Genomic DNA, 18,982 nt, shown 5'->3' with positions numbered 1-18,982 from the left:
CTGATTGGGCGACTTAGTTTTATAGGGAGATTATTATGAAAAAGTTTTAGGAGTTTAAGTTAAGTTCCTCTTAACTTATGAACCTAGTATACCGCCCCTAACTTAAATTTTTCTTAAGTTTTTTGAGAAAGTCAGATTTTCCCATTTTTCTTGCCAATTTTTCTTGGACAAGCGTTCTTGATAGAGCTTCATTCGGTCTTCATTATCTAGGAAATGAGGAGTTGGGGATACGTGAAAGTTAAAAATATCCTGTAAACCATAAGGCGCAAAGAGCTCTAAAGTTGCGTCAGCATGCAAGCGAAGCCCTATCGCCGTACAGCGCTCGGGATATTTACTCATGGCATCACGAGAACTCGTGTAAGGCACAGTATGAGGACTGTGTAGATGCATATAGACCTGATTTTTCAACTCCCACTGATACTGAGGATAATCTTCTCTTAGCTTTTTCTCTAGGGATACTGTTTCCTCATAAGAAACATCTGGATCAAAGAAAATCACATCCACATCCGTCTCACTATCAAAAGGCGATTTGTCTGACAAGAGATTCCAGATGAAATTCCTGACAGAACCTGCTGCCAACCACGAATCTTTCAGACCAAGGTCACGGATGATGGTCAGAATGGTCATCATATCTGGATTTTCTCTGAAAGCATCTAGAATTTCTTGTTCATTTTTCACTGTATTCATAACCTAAATGCTCATATGCCTTAGCAGTTGCCACCCGTCCAGAACGAGTTCGCATGATGAAACCTTTCTGAATCAGGTAAGGTTCGTACATATCTTCGACTGTCTCACGCTCCTCGGCAATATTAACAGAAAGAGTTCCTAAACCGACAGGACCACCACCGTACATCTCAATCATGGTGCGAAGGATTTTTTGGTCTACATAGTCCAAACCTTCACGGTCTACATCCAGCATGGTCAAAGCCTTATCCGTAATCACATCATCAATCAAGCCATCCCCCATAATCTGGGCAAAGTCGCGCACGCGCTTGAGGAGACGATTGGCGATACGAGGAGTTCCTCGACTGCGTAAGGCCAACTCCGAAGCTGCCTCATGGGTGATTTCCATCTCAAAAATATCTGCTGTCCGCTCAACAATCTCTGTCAAGTCAGCGTGGGCATAGTATTCCATATGACCTGTAATCCCAAAACGTGCCCGCAGAGGATTTGAGAGCATCCCCGCACGTGTCGTAGCCCCAATCAAGGTGAATGGTGGCAAGTCCAAATGAACACTGCGACTGCCTTCACCAGCACCAATCATGATATCAATGTAGAAGTCTTCCATGGCACTATAAAGCACCTCTTCCACCGACATGGGCAAGCGATGAATCTCGTCAATAAAGAGAACGTCTCCAGGTTCCAAATCATTCAAAATCGCTACCAGATCCCCCGCTTTTTCAATGACAGGACCAGATGTTTGCTTGAGATTGACTCCCAGTTCATTGGCAATAACAAAGGCCATGGTTGTTTTCCCGAGACCTGGAGGACCAAATAAAAGAACATGGTCCAGTGCCTCATCCCGCATTTTTGCGGCTTCGATAAATATTTGTAGCTGATCCTTGACCTTGTCCTGACCTATATATTCACGTAAATATTGGGGACGGAGGGTACGTTCTACCAACTCCTCATCACCCATGATTTCATTATCTAAAATTCTACTCATGGCTCTATTATATCAAAAATCCAAGCCACAAACAAAAAAGCCACCTGATTGGGTGGCCTCTTTAGGGAGATTATTATGAAAAAGAAAAGTTTAGGATTTCATTAAATAAAGGGTACTCAATGAAAATCGAAATCAGACTAGGCAGATAGACGCAAGCATAACTATAGTTAGCTAAGTCGACTCTAACGAAGTATGGTGAGATTTTCGAAGAGTATTAGGAGGTCTTTATTTAATGATTATATAATACACAAGGAGACTTAAAATTCCCTTAATTTTTAAATCAATCACTAACAATTTTCTTTAACAGCTGTTTGACCTGCAATACGTCCAAAAGTAAAGATATCCGTAAGCGAATTTCCTCCTAGACGGTTACCTGCATGGAGTCCACCTGCGACTTCTCCGGCAGCATACAAACCAGGGATAATCTGCCCGTTTTCATTCAAAACGTGTGTTGAAGTATCAATCTTGAGTCCACCCATTGTATGGTGAACGGCTGGTTTTCTCGGTGTTGCGTAAAATGGCGCAACCTCACACTTGAGATCAAAACTACCTTTATTAAATTCAGGATCAAAACCTGCATCTACATAGGAATTGTAATTCTTAATCGTTTCCACTAGAACTTGTGGATTCACACCAATCTGAACCGCCAACTCTTCTATCGTATCTGCACGATAGAGAGTACCTGCTTTGACTTGGGCATCGATTTTTTCTTGGCTAGTATTGTAGGCAGTTTCCTTGATACGTTCATCTGCGATTAGATAGAACAAGCCTCCATTATCAATCGCCGCTTGAGATAGCTTGTCTCGGCTACCGTACTCATCTACAAAGCGCTTACCTTCAATATTTACCATGATGAAGTTTGCTGGAGGAACTTGAAGTCCTGAGAAAAGAGCTCCTGTCACTGGATCGGATACTGGCATCATTTGACTAAAGCCCATACCCACTAAATCTGCACCTACACTTTGCCCTAAAAGAATACCATCTCCTGTTACAGCTGGTGTATTAGATGTAGCAATATCATCTGCAATTTCAGTCCAGTAGGTATTGTATTTTTGTAGCATCTTTGTATTGGCACCAAATCCTCCAGAAGCTAGAACAACGGCATCTGCATTGACAATGATGGTTTGACCGTTTCGACCTTCTGCTCTGACACCCTTGACAGCCCCGTCTTTTACAAGCAATTCTTTAACTGGAGAATCTGTCAAAATCTTGCCACCATGTTCTAGAACATATTTTTGTAGGACGGATATAAAGGCATACCCCATTGGTTGAACCGGCTTATGGCCACGACGCCAAAGGGCTCCAACTGGCATTGTCACTTCACTACGAACAAATTCAACACCGATGTCTTCCAACCAACGAACAGACTCTAGGGCTCGTTCGGTTAATACAGAAACCAAATCGTATTGGCCATGAATTTCATTTCCTTGTAAATCTTTTCGTTTCCCACCGATATAGGTTTGGATACGATAGAGCAAGGTAGAATCGAACAAATAGCTCGGGTTCTGCAAATACTGTTCAACCTCAACTTTCAAGGCTCTAAAGTCCTCTAAATATTCTGAATCAATCGTTGATTCATCTGTCGCAATCAATTCTTGAAGCGTATGTGCCTCACCTGGATGAGCTGTGAAGGTTCCTTGCCATGCTGGATCTGGTGCATTCATTGGACCACCTGCACGAACAGTATTTCCTCCAATTGCAGGAAATTTCTCAACAATAATCGGCTTCTTCCCAGCTTGTAAGACTGCAGCCGCTGCAGCTAAACCAGCTCCTCCACCTCCGACGACGACAACGTCTGCCTGATAGGTTTTATCTTCTTTATCTAGAGCAGATGGTGCTTTTGAACGTTTCCGTAAAACATCTGGATTTGCACCAGCTTGTTTGACTGCGCGCGCAACTCCGTCCAAGACACCATTTGAAGTCACAGAAGCTCCTGACACCGCATCAACGTTTAAGGTCTGTCCCTCAATGATTTCCGCTGGGATACGGGTAAAGACGACATCTGCGATTCCTGAAGATTCTCCAGAAGAATCGATTTCGATTTTTTCAATACGATCCTCAGAAACCGTTACATCCATCGGTAATTTACCATTATGGCCTTCAGTTGTAACATGGTAAGTCCCCGGTTCAAAGCGGACTTCTTCAGGAAGGTTTAGTTGGTTTGCAACAGATACAAAGCGAAGGAAGCGATAAAAACAACTATCTAGGAAATCAACGGTTCGCTCATCAATCAAATCTCCATTATCATCAAATGCTCGATGAGCTCGACCAAGTAAAAACTCACTACCTGGCATAACTGTTGCATTTACCCCAGGAGCATCCAGAATCTGACGAAGATGAAGTTGGGCACGTGAGGAACCTTGAATATCGTAAGAAGCTCCGACAATCATTGTCGGCTTTCCGTCTAGTGGATGAATGTTAAAAGACAACCACTCGAGCAAGCTATTCAAACTTGATGGAATTGTATGATTGTGCTCGGGTGTCGAGATAATAACACCATCAGCTTCTGAAATAGCTTGATTAAACTTCTGAATAATAGGTGTATCTGTTTGATCATCTGTTTCATTGAACATTGGTACATCTGTTATCTCTAAAATCTCAATATCCGCTTTCTGAGCAAAATGTCTTTTCATAAATTGCAACAGGTTGCGATTATAGGATTTTTTTGCATTAGTCCCAACAATAGCTACTAATTTCATGGATTGTTCTCCTTTCTTGAAATACTTATGCTTTCAACCATTCTTCCCAAATGAAAGATTTCTTACGATTTGTATCTTCTGGTTTGACCAAAGCCTTTGTTAGTTCAACAAAATTTTGAAACTCTGAAAAATGTTCTTCTAGTTCTGCAACCTTTTCAGGATTGTTCAAATGACACTCATCATCCAGGACTTGCTCAGAATGACCTAGAAAGAACTCTGTACCCGGCATAACTCTCGCTTTAAGCTCCGGCGCATCTAAAATCTGACGTAAATGTGCCTGCGCTCTAGATGTTCCCAGCAAACCGAGAGAAGCACCAACAATCATCGTCGGTTTATTGATTAAGGCACGACTGGTATAAGCAATCCACTCCAAAGCAGAGGCCAAAGGTGCTGGTATCGTGTGGTCGTACTCAGGTGTTGAAATAATCATACCATCTGCGGCAAGAATTTTTTCTGAAAAAGCTTGAACTTCAGCTGGCGCTAGCTTGTCCTCAGGTTCGTTAAAGGCTGGCAATTGTTTGATTTCCAATACCTCAATGTCGGCTTTATCCGAAAAGTGCTTTTGCATAAATTTCAAGAGTTTCCGATTGGTTGAGCGATCTGAATTGGTTCCAACGATAGCAACTAGTTTCATCTTGGTACCCCTTTCATTTATTTAATCTACTTTCATTATACTACTTTAGAAAATCTTGTAAATCCTTGATAATAAAGACCGTGTTATTCTATCAGATTATCGTACTTTAGTACAAGTTCGTGAAAAAATTAACAAAATATCTTCATAAACTATTGACCGGTTTCCTTAACTATGATATAGTCTTGGTGAAAAAATATACATTTAAGGAGGATGTTTTTATGAAAGAGACATTCAATCGTTGGAGGATTTTAGTCGCGTCTACAGCCATTCTTCTTTGTACAGGTGCCGTCTATTCCTTTTCTGTTTTTGCCGGACCACTTAGCAGTTCAACAGGCTGGTCCATGTCTGATATTATGTTAGCATTTGCTATCAACTCTGCAATAGGCCCTATCCCCATGATTCTCGGAGGTTATTTAGTTGACAAAGGTTATGTAAAATGGACCATCGCCCTCGGCGCTCTTCTATTTGCTAGCGGATTTTACTTAACCGGCTATGCCAATTCACCAGCCATGCTTTATTTGACCTATGGATTAATGGCCGGGCTTGGTCAAGGTTTTGCCTATTCAGGTGCCCTCTCCAATTCACTTCGCCTCTTCCCTGATAAACGTGGCTTAGCCTCTGGAATTCTGACAGGTGGCATGGGATTTGCCGCAGTCATCGCTTCTCCAGTCGCGAGCAATCTCATTCAAAAACAAGATGCCTTCTTTGCTTTTCGTACAATTGGGCTAGTCTATATTGTTGTTATCATCTGTGCAATTTTCTTTATTAAGGCAGCTCCAAGCGGCTACCAACCAGCAGGCTGGAAAGCTCCTATCCCAACCAAACAAGGACCTACTAATAAAAACTGGAAACAAATGCTACAAAGTCCTCTGTTTTACATTATCATTAGCATGTTCTTTGTTGGCGCCTTTTCTGGTTTGATGATTGCCTCTCAAGCATCACCAATCGGTCAATCAATGTTTGGACTCTCTGCAGGCACTGCAGCTCTCTATGTCTCTCTTTATTCAATCGCAAACTCTAGTGGTCGTTTTATCTGGGGATCACTTTCTGATAAAATCGGCCGTTCAAAGACCTTATTGATTATCTATTCTGTCATTGTCCTAGCTTTATTCTCCCTAACTATCGTCCCTGGTCAACTCGGGTTTACCTTAGGAATTATTGGACTTGGTATCTGCTTTGGCGGTGTTATGGGGGTCTTCCCATCTATCGTCATGGAAAATTACGGTCCTGCAAATCAAGGGGTCAACTACGGTATCGTCTTCACTGGATATTCTTTAGCAGCATTTTTCGCTCCCAAAGTCGCTGTTCAAATGGCAATGGCTAATAATGGAAATTATAGTGTAGCTTTTTATGTTGCTATTGCTTTGGCCTTCATTGGACTTGTTCTTACTATTTTTTATATGAAAAAGAAAGCTTAAAGCCCGAAAACTTCCTAGATAAGGAAGTTTTTTTGGTATAATAAAAGTAGTAATAGTATATTGGGAGGATTTACCATGGCAGACCGTTCACGTTTCTTACGAGATAACCCATCTGACTTCCCATATGATTTTGAAAAACAAATCTTATCCAAAAAGTCACCTGACACAATCTATCATTGTCATCCTGAACTAGAGATTATTTACGTTACAAAGGGTTCTGCCATCGTTCATATCAACTCAGAACGCTTTGAAAGTCGCGAAGGAGATATTTTTCTTATCCAACCGACCTCTCTCCATTCTATCTATTCTCATAAAGATCAAGAACTACTTTCTACCAGCTTTCGGATTCATCTAGATTATCTTGGGAGAAGTCAAATTGACAGCTTTAGCCAACGCTATATCCAACCCCTCCACTCCGGTCACTTTTGCCTCACTCCTCAAATATCACCAGGCGATAAGGCCTATGATCAAATTCAATCCTGCCTTCTTTCCCTTTTTTCTATCCTTGAAGAAAAAGGCATATACTACGATCTACTCATAAAATCTAAACTATACGAATTGCTTCATCTTCTCTTTAAGTATAGATACGTCAATCGACACTATACAGATGATACCTACCAAAAATACCAAAAACTAAAAGAAGTGATTTGCTACCTTGAACAGCACTACTCAGAACCCATTCATATTGAGCAACTGGCTGCAACATTTGGATATAGTAAAAATCACTTTATGAGTATTTTCAAGCAACATACTGGAGCCAGTTGTATGGACTACCTGCTCCAGTTACGTCTTGAGAAATCCTGTGAGAAACTCGTCCAAACCAACCTCAGTATTCAAGAAATTGCAAGCCAGGTCGGTTTCACCAACCTTTCAAACTTCAACCGTCAATTTAAGCAGCACTATTACCTAACACCTAGACAGTATCGAAACCAACAACTAAAAAAGAAAACATAATTCTTTCTCCTTAGTCTTTTCTAAGGAGTTTTTTCAAACAAAAAAGCCACCTGATTGGGTGGCCTCTTTAGGGAGATTATTATGAAAAAGAAAAGTTTAGGATTTCATTAAATAAAGGGTACTCAATGAAAATCGAAATCAGACTAGGCAGATAGACGCAAGTATAACTATAGTTAGCTAAGTCGACTCTAACGAAGTATGGTGAGATTTTCGAAGAGTATTAGGAGGTCTTTATTTAATGGTTATATAATACAAGATGAATCTTAAAGCTAACTTAACTTTTCTCCTGATTTATCATTTTTTTAAAAATTTTTTTCAAATGGATTTTTCCTCTCCAAGTCATAAAAAAGCCACCTGATTGGGTGACTTCTTTAGGAGATTATGATGAAAAAGAAAAGTTTAGGATTACATTAAACAAAGTTAGGAGGTCTTCATTTAATGATTATATAATACAGGAAAAGACTTAAACTTTACTTAAGAAAAAATGATTTTTTTATCTTTTTCTATCCACCCAAATCATTCCTGTACAATCATAAGTAGATAAGGTTTCAAATCCCAGAGAACGATAGAATCCCAAGGTTTTTTCTGTCTGATCGGTCACTAGTTGGACTTGATAGGCATCTTTGTAATCACCTAAAGCCTCTTTCATTAAGTCGCTACCAATCCCTTGGCGTTGATAGCTAGGCAAAACGATCAAATCCTGGACAAAAATCGATGAGAAACCATCTCCAACCAAACGGACCAAACCCACCACAGCATCTCCATCAAGTGCCAGATAAATCGCTAATGAGTGAGACAAGGCCTTCTCCAGCATCTGAGGTTGATGGGTATAATTTGTCCAACCGACAGCCTGATAGAGATGCAAAACATCCTCTAACTTGACAATTTCTTGCTTTTTAATAGTGATCATGTCAACACCTCTTAAAGTTCTCTCAAGCTCTTGTACTGTCGTCCATTTTTATCAAAATTTTCAGGAGCCAACCATGTTTCTAAACGAGCTTTGACTTGAGGCCAGTCCTTATCAATCATAGAGAGCCAATCCGTATCCCTCGTGCGCCCCTTATAAACAACTGCCTGGCGGAAAGTTCCTTCATAGACAAAGCCCAAACGCTCCGCGGCTCGTCTTGATGGGATATTTAGAGAATCACATTTCCACTCATAGCGACGATAGTTAAGCTCCTCAAACACATAGCGCGCCAAGAGATACTGGGCTTCTGTCCCTATTCGTGTTCCCCTTAGCTCTGGAGAAAAAATAACAGTCCCAACTTCAACTACACGATTATTTTGGTCGATGCGCATAAGCGAAAAGGTTCCCAAGGCCTTACCAGTTGCCTTGTCTATAATCGCATAGTAAAAACGGTCCTTACGAGCCAACATCTGATTTAAAACGGTAACCAGTTCCTCCATATCTGCCACTGGTTCCTGAAAGAGGTAGGTCCACATCTCCCGAGGAGTATCTGGGCCATAAACAGCTAGTAAATCCTCCGCATGCTTTTCTACCGAAAGAGGCTCTATCCGAGTGTAGCGCCCTTCTAAGAAATCAATGGAAGGCAATTCACCTGGTGTATAACCTTTCATTGGCTCACCAATTATCTGACCATATTCGTTTACTGGCATTGTTTTCTCCTTGTTTTACTTTTCAAACTTTATAATTGCACATAGTATATCATACTTTCATGAAAAAATTCAAAAAATCCTCCAGAGTTCAGCTCTGGAGGATTCCTATCTTATTTCACAACAATATTAACCAATTTAGTTGGCTTCAATAGTCCAGTGGACTATTGAAGGTGGCAGATAGAGATAATAAACTCGTTATTTAACGACGATATTAACGAGTTTGTTAGGTACCGCAATCACCTTCACGATTTCCTTGCCGTCAATTTCTGCTTTAACTTTTTCATCAGCCAGAGCGATTTCTTGCAATTCTTCGCGTGATAGGTCTTTAGCAACCATCAATTTGGAACGAACTTTTCCTTTGATTTGGACGACGATTTCGATTTCATCTTCAACCAATTTACTTTCGTCCCAAGTTGGCCAAGCTACATAAGAGATGGACTCACCTGTTGCAGCAACTGTTTGCCAGAGTTCTTCTGCCAAATGAGGTGCAAATGGGGCAATCAATTGGATAAAGCCTTTGGCGTAGTCCACATAGAGTTTGTCTTCCTTATTAGCAGCGTTGACAAAGACCATAAGTTGGGCAATAGCTGTGTTGAATTTCATGGATTCGATTTGCTCAGTAACAGATTTAACGGTTTCGTTATAAACCTTGTCAAGAGCACCATTATTTTCCGCAACAATTTCTTTACTTGTAATCAAACGGTAAACACGGTCGAGGAACTTACGGCTTCCTTCCAGGCCTTCTTCTGACCAAGCGATAGAAGCATCAAGTGGTCCCATGAACATTTCATAGACACGAAGGGTATCGGCACCATATTGTTCCACCACATCGTCTGGATTGACAACGTTCTTGAGTGATTTAGACATCTTGGCTGGTGCTTGCTCCAACTCTTCTCCTGTTTCCACATGGAAGAAAGAACCGTCACGTTTTTCAACCTTATCAGTCGCTACAAGAGCTCCACGGTGGTCACGGTAGCTTGTTCCCAAAATCATCCCTTGGTTAAAGAGTTTTTGGAATGGTTCCTTAGTCGGAACAACACCGATATCATAGAGGAATTTATGCCAGAAACGAGCGTAAAGCAAGTGAAGTACAGCGTGCTCTGCACCACCCACATAGATGTCTACTGGCAACCATTGTTTGAGGAGGTCCTCATCAGCCAATTTCTCAGTATTGTGTGGATCAATATAGCGGAGGTAGTACCAGCTTGAACCAGCCCATTGTGGCATGGTGTTGGTTTCACGACGACCTTTAACGCCATCTTCACGCGTCACTTCCAACCAGTCAGTCAAGTTAGCCAATGGGCTTTCCCCAGTACCTGAAGGACGGATATCCTTGGTGACTGGCAAGACAAGTGGGAGTTCACTTTCAGGAATAGCTGTTGAAGTCCCATCTTCCCAATGAATGATTGGGATTGGCTCACCCCAGTAACGTTGACGGCTAAAGAGCCAGTCGCGGAGACGGTAGGTAACCTTCTCTTGTCCACAACCCTTCTCTTCCAACCAAGCCACAATTTTAGCAATAGCGACTTCTTTGTTAAGGCCATCTAGGAAGTCTGAATTGACATGAAGACCATCTTCAGTATAGGCAGCTTCTTCAACGTTTCCACCTTCTAGCACTTCTACGATTGGTAGGCCAAATTGTTTGGCAAATTCCCAGTCACGTTGGTCATGGGCAGGCACAGCCATTACCGCACCTGTACCATAGCTAGCAAGAACATAGTCCGCAATCCAGATTGGAATTTCCTTGCCATTGACAGGGTTGATGGCATAAGCACCCGTCCAAACCCCTGTTTTTTCCTTGGCAAGGTCGGTACGAGCCAAGTCAGACTTGAGACTAGCTTGGTGTTTGTAGTCAGCTACTGCCTCAGCTTGCTCTGGACTTGTGATAGCGTCAACCAAGTCATGCTCAGGAGCCAAGACAGTGAAAGTCGCACCGAAAAGAGTGTCAGGACGAGTCGTAAAGACTGTGAATTCCTTGTCTGTTCCCTTAACTTTAAAGGTTACATTGGCACCAGTTGATTTACCAATCCAGTTGCGTTGCATATCCTTGATAGATTCTGGCCAATCCAACTCATCCAAGTCATTAAGCAATCGCTCTGCATAGGCCGTGATTTTAAGCATCCATTGACGCATCGGTTTGCGGACAACTGGATAGCCTCCACGCTCAGACGTCCCGTCAGGAAGGACTTCTTCGTTGGCGATGGCTGTTCCCAACTCTTCAACCCAGTTTACTGGCACTTCCGCTTCATAGGCCAAGCCTTTTTCGTAAAGCTTGGTGAAGATCCACTGCGTCCACTTATAGTAGTTTGGATCTGTTGTGTTAACCTCACGATCCCAGTCATAAGAGAAGCCAAGCGCATTGATTTGACGTTTGAAGTTGGCAATGTTTTCCGCTGTAAATTCTGCCGGGTCATTCCCCGTATCCATAGCGTATTGCTCTGCAGGCAAACCAAAGGCATCCCAACCCATTGGGTGAAGGACATTATAGCCTTGCGCACGTTTGTAACGACTTAGGATATCGGTTGCAGTGTAGCCTTCTGGGTGTCCTACGTGCAGACCTGCTCCAGACGGGTAAGGGAACATGTCAAGCGTATAAAACTTCGGTTTTGAGGCATCTGTTCCTGTCTTAAATGTATGATGTTCTGCCCAGTAGCCCTGCCACTTAGGCTCAATTTCTTTATGATTGTAAAAACTCATGGTCTCTCTCCAATTTTGTGATGTTACTATTATACCATTTTTGAGGGAATTTGGCCTCGTTCTATTCTACACTTTTCTATTTTACCTTGCTCTAGAATTTTTAAACTGCTATACTTATAACAGAAACCCCTTCCAAAGGAGGTAACGGATGTCTCATTCCTTTAAAAGATCTCTTCAAAAAGAAATTCTCCATAGAAGTTCTATAGCAGCTTTTATATCCTCTCTTTTATTACTAATTTTTCTTTTTGGGTTTTCCTATTTTTTACAAAAACAACAACTAGCTAAAGATACTCAACAAATTGCTCAACATGTTCATGACATGAAACAAGCGAATTATGAATTGTTGGAAACTATGAATAAAAAGATGGTTCCAGAATTTATAGAAGGTAAACACACTGACAGAGAATTGTTTAGTCTATTTTATGAAACTAAAGCTCAACTAAAACTCAGTTCTGATTTTGTCATTCTCGATGATACTGGCGAACTTTTATTTAGCACTAATCGCAATCATAAAGAAACTCTTTTAGCTCCCTATTATTTAAAATTATTAATTCAAAATACTACCCAAGGGTCCATTTCAGAGAAAGTTGCTCTATCTATGGATAAGCAGCATTATGCTGTCTTTATTATGCCCATAATTCAAAATCAACGAGCAATAGCTTACAGTATTTCTTTTGTTAATGAGAATGACTTCGTATCAAGTATCCCTTTAATTAATTCAAAATACGTCATCACAGATACCTTTGGTAATATATACTCTAGTAATACTAATCAATTTACACAATCAACTCTGGAAAAATTTGATGAGAAATCGCTCCGTTCAAAAACACATTGGTTCATTGAAAATCCACTATTGATCAAAAAACATAAAGTTGATTCAATTTTTTCAATTTACACTTTCCAATCATTCTTTCCTATTCCTAGTTTACTTAGCCTTGCTTCCATACTAACACTTTGTATCTTTCTATTATATTTTTGGCAGGCTAGGAGAATCGCCCATAAAATCGCAACTCATAATGCTGATCCTATTGAAAGTTTAGTCTTTCAATTACATGCGATTCCTAAGAAAAAAGAAAAGAAACTCAGGCTCCATACGGGGGATGAATTTGAACTGATAGCTGAGAAAATTAACAATATGCTACAGGAGTTAGATGAGCTTCATCAAAAGATGTTGACCATTGAAAAGGAAAAATGGGTTTTTGAAAGAAAAATGCTAGAAGCTCAGTTTAATCCTCACTTCCTATACAATACCTTGGAAACCATTAAAATCACGAGTATGATTGATGCTAGTATTACTCAAGACCTTATTCAAAATCTCACACGCATCCTGCGATATAGTGTAACTGAATTAGAGAAAGAAACGACTCTTGGGAAGGACTTAGAAATTATCGAAGCTTATCTAAAAATTCACCAAATTCGCTTTGAACAATTTTCTTACCAAATTGACTGTTCTCAAAAACTATATTCCCAAGCCATTCCAAAACTTTTCCTATTACCCCTTGTAGAAAATGCTCTAAAATATGGAAGGCAGTATCGCATAGATCTTGCCATCTCTATCAAAATCACTCAAGATCAGGAAGAGCTAACCTTTATCGTTATGGATAATGCCGGTGGTTTGACTAAACAAGAACGTCTACATATCCTAGAATCCCTGAATAGCCCACATACGCAACACGGTATTGTCAATAGTTACAAACGATTGAGTAACTTTTTTGATAATGTTGAATTGGATTTAGGAGTGAACCCTAGAGGTGAAACCTGGGTAAAATTTGTCACGAAAGGAAGAACACATGTTTAAGCTAATCATTGTCGAAGACGAGCACTTAATTCGAAAATGGCTTGAAATTGCTGTAGACTACTCTACCTTAGGTATTCAAGTCGTAGGAACCGCTAGTCATGGACAAGAAGGAATGGAACTAATTCAAAAACTAAAACCACATATTGTACTGACAGATATCACCATGCCTATCATGGATGCCTTCATGATGTTTGAAGCCACACAGTCTATTTCCTATGAAAAAGTAATTCTATCTGGCTATGATGATTTCCCAAATGCAAAAAAAGCTATGCAATTTGGAGCTGTAGATTTTCTATCAAAACCCATAAATATCATAGAATTAACAGAATGTCTAGAGAAAATAATTCTTCGTCTTCAAATGGATCAACATCAAAACAAACCATTTTTACAAGATTACCAGACCTTTGTCACCTCCCTTCAAAAAATCAATCCTCAAAACCAACTGATTCAACAAATTCTCGAATTTATACACCAACACTACTCCGAACACTTTACAATTTCTTCTATTGCAGAAAATTTAGGCTATAGCGAAAGTTATCTATATAAAGTTATCAAAGAAGATTTTCCAATTACCTTGAATGAATATATCCTACAGTATAGATTAAAACAAGCGGTTGAAAAAATAATCCAACATCCTGACTGTCCACTTAGCCAAATTGCTGAACAAGTGGGGTTCTCAGACTATAAATATTTTGGGAAAGTTTTTAAGAAATACTTTCATATTTCCCCAAAAGAATTAAAAACCATTGGAAGAATAGTATAGAAACTATTCTTCTTTTTTGTAGAGAATTTTCCACTATTAGGATAGAATTTTGAGTTTTAAAAACGCTTACATTCTTTTACAATAGATATAACAAAAACTTTGGAGGTATCCATCATGAAAAAGAAATGGATGTATTTTGCTGCTTGTGGACTTGCTATTCTAGGGCTGACTGCCTGCTCTTCTGACGACACTTCAGGAGATAAGGCAACCGAAAACGGTGGAAGTGACACTCTTGTAGTCTATTCGCCAAACTCAGAAGGTTTAATTGGTGCAACAATTCCTGCTTTTGAAGAAAAATATGGTATTAAAGTTGAACTCATTCAAGCAGGAACTGGTGAGCTCTTTAAAAAGCTAGAGTCTGAAAAAGAAGCACCTGTAGCAGATGTCATCTTTGGTGGTTCCTATACTCAATATGCCACTCACGGAGAACTCTTTGAAAATTACGTTTCTCCAGAAAACGAAAATGTAATCAAAGAATATCAAAATACAACCGGTTACTCAACTCCTTACACATTAGATGGTAGTGTATTGATTGTAAATCCAGACTTGACTAAGGGTATGAATATCGAAGGATATAGCGATCTTATCAAACCAGAGCTCAAAGGAAAAATTGCAACAGCTGACCCTGCTAACTCTTCTAGTGCTTTTGCTCAACTAACAAACATGTTACAAGCTGAGGGGGGCTATACAGATGACAAGGCTTGGACTTATGTAAAAGATCTCTTCACATTAATTAATGGTAAAATCGGTTCAAGTTCATCTGGTGTTTATAAAGCAGTGGCAGATGGAGAAATGGCTGTTGGTCTTTCATATGAAGATCCTGCAGTTAAACTTTTAAACGACGGTGCTAACATTAAAGTTGTTTATCCAAAAGAAGGAACTGTTTTCTTACCAGCGAGTGCTGCTATTATAAAAAACGCAAAAAACAAAGAAAATGCTAAGAAATTTATCGATTTCATCATTTCTCAAGACGTACAAGATACTCTAGGTACAACAACTACTAACCGTCCAGTTCGTAAAAATGCTAAAACTAGCGAAAACATGAAACCAATTGAACAAATTAAAACACTAACTGAAGATTATGACTATGTCATCAAAAACAAATCAGAAATTGTTAAGAAATACAACGAAATCTTTACAGATATCCAATCTAAACAGTAATAGGGGTTGACTATGAGCGAGATTAAAATTATTAATGCTAAGAAAATTTACAATGATGTGCCCGTTATCGAAAATTTAAATGTTACAATTCCTAAGGGGAGCCTTTTCACTCTCCTTGGGCCTTCAGGATGTGGGAAAACAACTTTGCTTCGTATGATTGCTGGGTTCAACAGCATCGAAGGAGGAGAATTCTACTTCGATGATACCATAATTAATAACATGGAACCTAGCAAGCGTAACATCGGAATGGTGTTCCAAAACTATGCGATTTTCCCACATTTGACAGTGCGTGATAACGTAGCGTTTGGACTCAAGCAGAAAAAAGTTCCAAAAGAGGAGCTCATAAAACAAACTAACAAATACCTTGAGTTGATGCAGATTGCCCAGTACGCTGATCGTAGACCAGATAAACTTAGTGGTGGTCAACAACAACGGGTTGCCTTAGCACGTGCCTTAGCTGTTAATCCTAGCGTTCTCCTCATGGATGAACCTCTAAGTAACCTAGATGCCAAACTTCGTTTAGATATGCGTCAAGCTATTCGAGAAATCCAACACGAAGTTGGTATTACAACTGTCTACGTAACTCATGATCAAGAAGAAGCCATGGCCATTTCTGACCAAATTGCTGTTATGAAAGACGGTGTTATTCAACAAATTGGTCGTCCCAAAGAGCTTTACCATAAACCAGCAAATGAATTTGTTGCAACATTTATTGGTAGAACAAATATAATCCCTGCTCGTCTAGAAAAACAAGCTGACGGAGCTTACATAGTCTTTGAAGATGGTTATTCTCTTCGTATGCCAGCTCTTGACCAAGTCGAGGAACAAAACATCCGTGTCAGCATTCGCCCTGAAGAATTCATCCGTGATGAAAATGGACCAATCGATGGAACAATTACCGACAGTGTTTACCTTGGACTTAATACTGAATACTTCATTGAAACAGGATTTGCTCCAAAACTTCAAGTGAGTGAAGAATCAACATTCGAAGAAGATTTAGAAAAAGGAGATTGTGTTCGTTTGAGAATCAATGCTCAAAAACTCAATGTCTTCTCTGAAGACGGTTCGCGTAATCTCATAAAAGGAGTCAGCCATGGAGCGTAAAAAACTAAACATCTGGACTGCATCTTCCTTCTTCATCTTCCTTACCTACTTGGTTTTCTTGGTCTACCCAATTGTGACTGTATTAAAGCAAGCACTGGTACACGAAGGTAGCTTCTCTTTAGAAAATTTTGTTACATTCTTTAGTAAATCTTATTATTCTGAGACACTCATTAATAGTTTTAAAGTTTCTGTAACTGCAACAATTACTTCTGTCGTTGTTGGTACCTTGCTAGCTTATCTATTTTCAATGTATGACTTCAAGGGGAAGAAATTTTTGCAAATCTTGATTATCATAGCATCCATGTCAGCTCCCTTTGTAGGTGCCTATTCTTGGATTCTACTTCTTGGTAGAAACGGAGTTATTACAAAATTTCTAACCAACACACTCCATTTGCCTGCTTTTGATATCTATGGCTTTAAAGGTATTGTACTTGTCTTTACACTCCAACTTTTCCCACTCGTTTTCCTTTACGTAGCTGGAACCATGAAGAGTATTGACAACTCCCTCTTGGAAGCTGCTGAAAGCATGGGATCTTTCGGCTTTAAACGAATTGTAACAGTCGTTTTACCTCTTCTAGTCCCAACTTTACTAGCAGCAGCGCTCCTAGTGTTTATGAGAGCTTTCTCAGACTTCGGTACTCCGATGCTGATTGGTGAGGGATATCGTACTTTCCCAGTATTAATCTATACTCAGTTTATCAGTGAAGTTGGAGGCAACTCGGCTTTCGCATCTGCCTTAGCAATCATGGCCATTACAATCGCCCTTGCTATCTTCCTCATCCAAAAATATATTTCAAATCGTTTCAGCTTCAGTATGAACTCGCTTCATCCAATCGAACCTAAGAAAACGACAAAAGGAAAGATGGCTGCTATTTATGTAACTGTTTATGGTATTATTTTATTCTCTGTCTTACCTCAAGTTTACTTGATTTATACATCATTCCTTAAAACATCAGGTATGGTATTTGTTAATGGATACTCATTAAATAGCTATAAAACAGCCTTCAACCGTATGGGGTCTGCTATTTTCAATACCATTCGCATCCCTCTACTTGCCTTGATTCTCGTTGTTTTATTTGCAACCTTCATCTCATACCTTGCTGTTCGTAAACGCAACCTATTTACGAATCTAATCGATAGTCTTAGTATGGTACCTTATATCGTACCAGGAACTGTTCTCGGTATTGCATTTATCTCTTCATTCAATACAGGAATCTTCGGAAGTGGCTTCCTTATGATTACAGGAACAGCCTTTATCCTGATCATGTCCTTATCTGTTAGAAGACTCCCATATACTATTCGATCTTCAGTAGCTAGCTTGCAACAGATTTCTCCGAGCATTGAAGAAGCTGCAGAAAGTTTAGGAAGTAGTCGTCTTAATACCTTTACTAAAATCACCACCCCAATGATGCTTTCAGGTATCATCTCAGGTGCAATCCTATCATGGGTAACAATGATTTCAGAACTTTCTACTTCAATTCTCTTATACAATGTTAAGACTAGAACAATGACTGTAGCTATCTACACTGAAGTACTTCGTGGAAATTATGGCGTGGCAGCTGCTTTGTCAACTATCCTCACTGTCTTGACAGTTACTTCATTATTACTATTTATGAAAATTTCTAAAAACAATAGCATTACCCTCTAGTTTTCCCCTATCAAAAACAGCCGAAAGAATATCCCTCGGCTGTTTTTTCTTATATTGATATAGTCACCAAATCTCTAGTTTATGGCAAGCAGTTCTATTTTGACTGAATAGAGGGCTCTTCCATCTTCTCACGTCCGAGCTCTCGATAGCTACGGTCACCAACAACTTCTACGCTAAACTGACCGTCCTCATATTCAAGAATCGTCACGCTACCATTATCGAGACCATGCGGATGCATACCATTAATCAGATACACAATGGTCCCAATAGTCATTCCATGACTCACGACGAGGGCATTACCCCCACCTTGTTCTTCCATTTCTTTAGCAATCGCTTCAAAGCCTTCCTTGATTCGACCACTGAGTTTTTCCCAACCTTCAGCCCAGCCTGCAGTATCAACCTCTACCAAACCTTCTGCTAGTTCTGCATAGGACAACTGATGAACATGGTCTACATTGAAAATTCTCGGAATCAAGCCCATAAAGAGGTCCCCATCATAGGCCCCATCAAAACTACCAAAGCACCACTCTCTGATGCGCTTGTCCATTCGGTAAGGGATTTTCCCCTGTAGTCCAAGTTCTTCTAGGATAATTCCCATGGTTTGAATAGTCCGCCCTGAATCGCTGGAATAAGCGCGGTCAAACTGCAAGCCAGACTCTCTCAAGCCAATTCCCAGTTCATGGATTCCCAACTCACCTTCTGCAGTCAGAGGTGTATCACTCCATCCTTGAGCACGTCCAATGGTGTTAAACATCGTTTTCCCATGACGGACCAAGTACAATCTTACTTTAGACATTTTCTATCCTCCATTTTCTTCTATTAT

The 18,982-nt window shown here is 40.0% G+C and carries 15 protein-coding genes; 7 read left to right on the top strand and 8 right to left on the bottom strand.

The window, feature by feature from the left end; translation table 11 throughout:
• Positions 1 to 102 precede the first annotated feature (102 nt).
• The 4 genes from ACT17O_RS01895 to ACT17O_RS01880 all read right to left on the bottom strand — a co-directional run bounded on the left by ACT17O_RS01895 (position 103) and on the right by ACT17O_RS01880 (position 4,999).
• The gene (locus ACT17O_RS01895) at positions 103 to 687 is read right to left on the bottom strand and encodes a nucleotidyltransferase family protein (protein ID WP_444817610.1); all 585 of its coding nucleotides are present in this window, start codon (positions 685 to 687) and stop codon (positions 103 to 105) included.
• Positions 668 to 1,666 (bottom strand): Holliday junction branch migration DNA helicase RuvB, encoded by a 999-nt coding sequence (ruvB, locus tag ACT17O_RS01890; protein ID WP_016893669.1) that lies wholly within the window; start codon positions 1,664 to 1,666, stop codon positions 668 to 670. The genes ACT17O_RS01895 and ruvB overlap by 20 nt, the downstream gene beginning before the upstream one ends.
• Positions 1,667 to 1,953: 287 nt before the next feature.
• Positions 1,954 to 4,365, bottom strand: a complete 2,412-nt coding sequence (locus ACT17O_RS01885; RefSeq protein ID WP_444817609.1) for a flavocytochrome c — start codon at positions 4,363 to 4,365, stop codon at positions 1,954 to 1,956.
• Between the two features lie 25 nt (positions 4,366 to 4,390).
• Positions 4,391 to 4,999 carry an NADPH-dependent FMN reductase gene (locus ACT17O_RS01880; protein ID WP_000779598.1) on the bottom strand — a complete coding sequence of 203 codons (609 nt, stop codon included), beginning with the start codon at positions 4,997 to 4,999 and terminating at the stop codon, positions 4,391 to 4,393.
• A 218-nt stretch (positions 5,000 to 5,217) separates the two neighbouring features.
• On the opposite strand from ACT17O_RS01880, the gene ACT17O_RS01875 reads away from it, so the two are divergent.
• Both ACT17O_RS01875 and ACT17O_RS01870 read left to right on the top strand, forming a co-directional pair.
• Entirely contained in the window at positions 5,218 to 6,417 is a 1,200-nt protein-coding gene (locus tag ACT17O_RS01875) for an L-lactate MFS transporter (RefSeq protein ID WP_000665257.1), read from the top strand.
• Between the two features lie 75 nt (positions 6,418 to 6,492).
• A complete protein-coding gene (locus tag ACT17O_RS01870) occupies positions 6,493 to 7,371 on the top strand; it encodes an AraC family ligand binding domain-containing protein (RefSeq protein ID WP_444817608.1) in 879 nt (292 codons plus the stop codon).
• 493 nt (positions 7,372 to 7,864) lie between these two features.
• Here the strand turns inward: ACT17O_RS01870 and ACT17O_RS01865 are convergent, their stop codons facing one another.
• The 3 genes from ACT17O_RS01865 to leuS all read right to left on the bottom strand — a co-directional run bounded on the left by ACT17O_RS01865 (position 7,865) and on the right by leuS (position 11,685).
• Positions 7,865 to 8,281, bottom strand: coding sequence for a GNAT family N-acetyltransferase (locus ACT17O_RS01865; RefSeq protein WP_000628400.1), 417 nt, complete (start codon positions 8,279 to 8,281; stop codon positions 7,865 to 7,867).
• An 11-nt stretch (positions 8,282 to 8,292) separates the two neighbouring features.
• On the bottom strand, positions 8,293 to 8,988 hold the full coding sequence (locus ACT17O_RS01860) for a GNAT family N-acetyltransferase (RefSeq protein ID WP_049478934.1): 696 nt from the start codon (positions 8,986 to 8,988) through the stop codon (positions 8,293 to 8,295).
• A 195-nt stretch (positions 8,989 to 9,183) separates the two neighbouring features.
• Positions 9,184 to 11,685 (bottom strand): leucine--tRNA ligase, encoded by a 2,502-nt coding sequence (gene leuS / locus ACT17O_RS01855; protein WP_444817607.1) that lies wholly within the window; start codon positions 11,683 to 11,685, stop codon positions 9,184 to 9,186.
• A gap of 148 nt (positions 11,686 to 11,833) precedes the next feature.
• Between leuS and ACT17O_RS01850 the strand changes: the two genes are divergently transcribed.
• From ACT17O_RS01850 to ACT17O_RS01830, 5 genes are all read left to right on the top strand, one after another.
• The gene (locus ACT17O_RS01850) at positions 11,834 to 13,483 is read left to right on the top strand and encodes a sensor histidine kinase (protein WP_444817606.1); all 1,650 of its coding nucleotides are present in this window, start codon (positions 11,834 to 11,836) and stop codon (positions 13,481 to 13,483) included.
• Positions 13,476 to 14,246, top strand: a complete 771-nt coding sequence (locus tag ACT17O_RS01845) for a response regulator transcription factor (RefSeq protein WP_411866967.1) — start codon at positions 13,476 to 13,478, stop codon at positions 14,244 to 14,246. Before ACT17O_RS01850 ends, ACT17O_RS01845 begins: the two co-directional genes overlap by 8 nt.
• 114 nt (positions 14,247 to 14,360) lie before the next feature.
• Complete coding sequence (locus tag ACT17O_RS01840) at positions 14,361 to 15,407, top strand: ABC transporter substrate-binding protein (RefSeq protein ID WP_084939387.1); 1,047 nt, start codon at positions 14,361 to 14,363, stop codon at positions 15,405 to 15,407.
• 12 nt (positions 15,408 to 15,419) lie between these two features.
• Positions 15,420 to 16,511, top strand: a complete 1,092-nt coding sequence (locus tag ACT17O_RS01835) for an ABC transporter ATP-binding protein (protein WP_045592947.1) — start codon at positions 15,420 to 15,422, stop codon at positions 16,509 to 16,511.
• A complete protein-coding gene (locus ACT17O_RS01830) occupies positions 16,501 to 18,159 on the top strand; it encodes an ABC transporter permease (protein ID WP_444817605.1) in 1,659 nt (552 codons plus the stop codon). The genes ACT17O_RS01835 and ACT17O_RS01830 overlap by 11 nt, the downstream gene beginning before the upstream one ends.
• Positions 18,160 to 18,253: 94 nt before the next feature.
• On the opposite strand, the gene ACT17O_RS01825 is transcribed toward ACT17O_RS01830, so the two are convergent.
• Positions 18,254 to 18,955 (bottom strand): histidine phosphatase family protein, encoded by a 702-nt coding sequence (locus ACT17O_RS01825; protein WP_444817604.1) that lies wholly within the window; start codon positions 18,953 to 18,955, stop codon positions 18,254 to 18,256.
• Positions 18,956 to 18,982: the final 27 nt, after the last annotated feature.

Source organism: Streptococcus sp. HJ1 (genome assembly GCF_052399005.1).
GTDB lineage: Bacteria > Bacillota > Bacilli > Lactobacillales > Streptococcaceae > Streptococcus.
Note: the sequence above shows the minus strand (reverse complement) of the source record. Positions and strands in the feature narration are given on the sequence as shown.

Bases quoted from the DNA above. Each gene is read 5' to 3' on its own strand.
- ACT17O_RS01895 (WP_444817610.1), bottom strand. From the start codon at position 687: ATGAATACAGTGAAAAATGAACAAGAAATTCTAGATGCTTTCAGAGAA.
- ruvB (WP_016893669.1), bottom strand. From the start codon at position 1,666: ATGAGTAGAATTTTAGATAATGAAATCATGGGTGATGAGGAGTTGGTA.
- ACT17O_RS01885 (WP_444817609.1), bottom strand. From the start codon at position 4,365: ATGAAATTAGTAGCTATTGTTGGGACTAATGCAAAAAAATCCTATAAT.
- ACT17O_RS01880 (WP_000779598.1), bottom strand. From the start codon at position 4,999: ATGAAACTAGTTGCTATCGTTGGAACCAATTCAGATCGCTCAACCAAT.
- ACT17O_RS01875 (WP_000665257.1), top strand. From the start codon at position 5,218: ATGAAAGAGACATTCAATCGTTGGAGGATTTTAGTCGCGTCTACAGCC.
- ACT17O_RS01870 (WP_444817608.1), top strand. From the start codon at position 6,493: ATGGCAGACCGTTCACGTTTCTTACGAGATAACCCATCTGACTTCCCA.
- ACT17O_RS01865 (WP_000628400.1), bottom strand. From the start codon at position 8,281: ATGATCACTATTAAAAAGCAAGAAATTGTCAAGTTAGAGGATGTTTTG.
- ACT17O_RS01860 (WP_049478934.1), bottom strand. From the start codon at position 8,988: ATGCCAGTAAACGAATATGGTCAGATAATTGGTGAGCCAATGAAAGGT.
- leuS (WP_444817607.1), bottom strand. From the start codon at position 11,685: ATGAGTTTTTACAATCATAAAGAAATTGAGCCTAAGTGGCAGGGCTAC.
- ACT17O_RS01850 (WP_444817606.1), top strand. From the start codon at position 11,834: ATGTCTCATTCCTTTAAAAGATCTCTTCAAAAAGAAATTCTCCATAGA.
- ACT17O_RS01845 (WP_411866967.1), top strand. From the start codon at position 13,476: ATGTTTAAGCTAATCATTGTCGAAGACGAGCACTTAATTCGAAAATGG.
- ACT17O_RS01840 (WP_084939387.1), top strand. From the start codon at position 14,361: ATGAAAAAGAAATGGATGTATTTTGCTGCTTGTGGACTTGCTATTCTA.
- ACT17O_RS01835 (WP_045592947.1), top strand. From the start codon at position 15,420: ATGAGCGAGATTAAAATTATTAATGCTAAGAAAATTTACAATGATGTG.
- ACT17O_RS01830 (WP_444817605.1), top strand. From the start codon at position 16,501: ATGGAGCGTAAAAAACTAAACATCTGGACTGCATCTTCCTTCTTCATC.
- ACT17O_RS01825 (WP_444817604.1), bottom strand. From the start codon at position 18,955: ATGTCTAAAGTAAGATTGTACTTGGTCCGTCATGGGAAAACGATGTTT.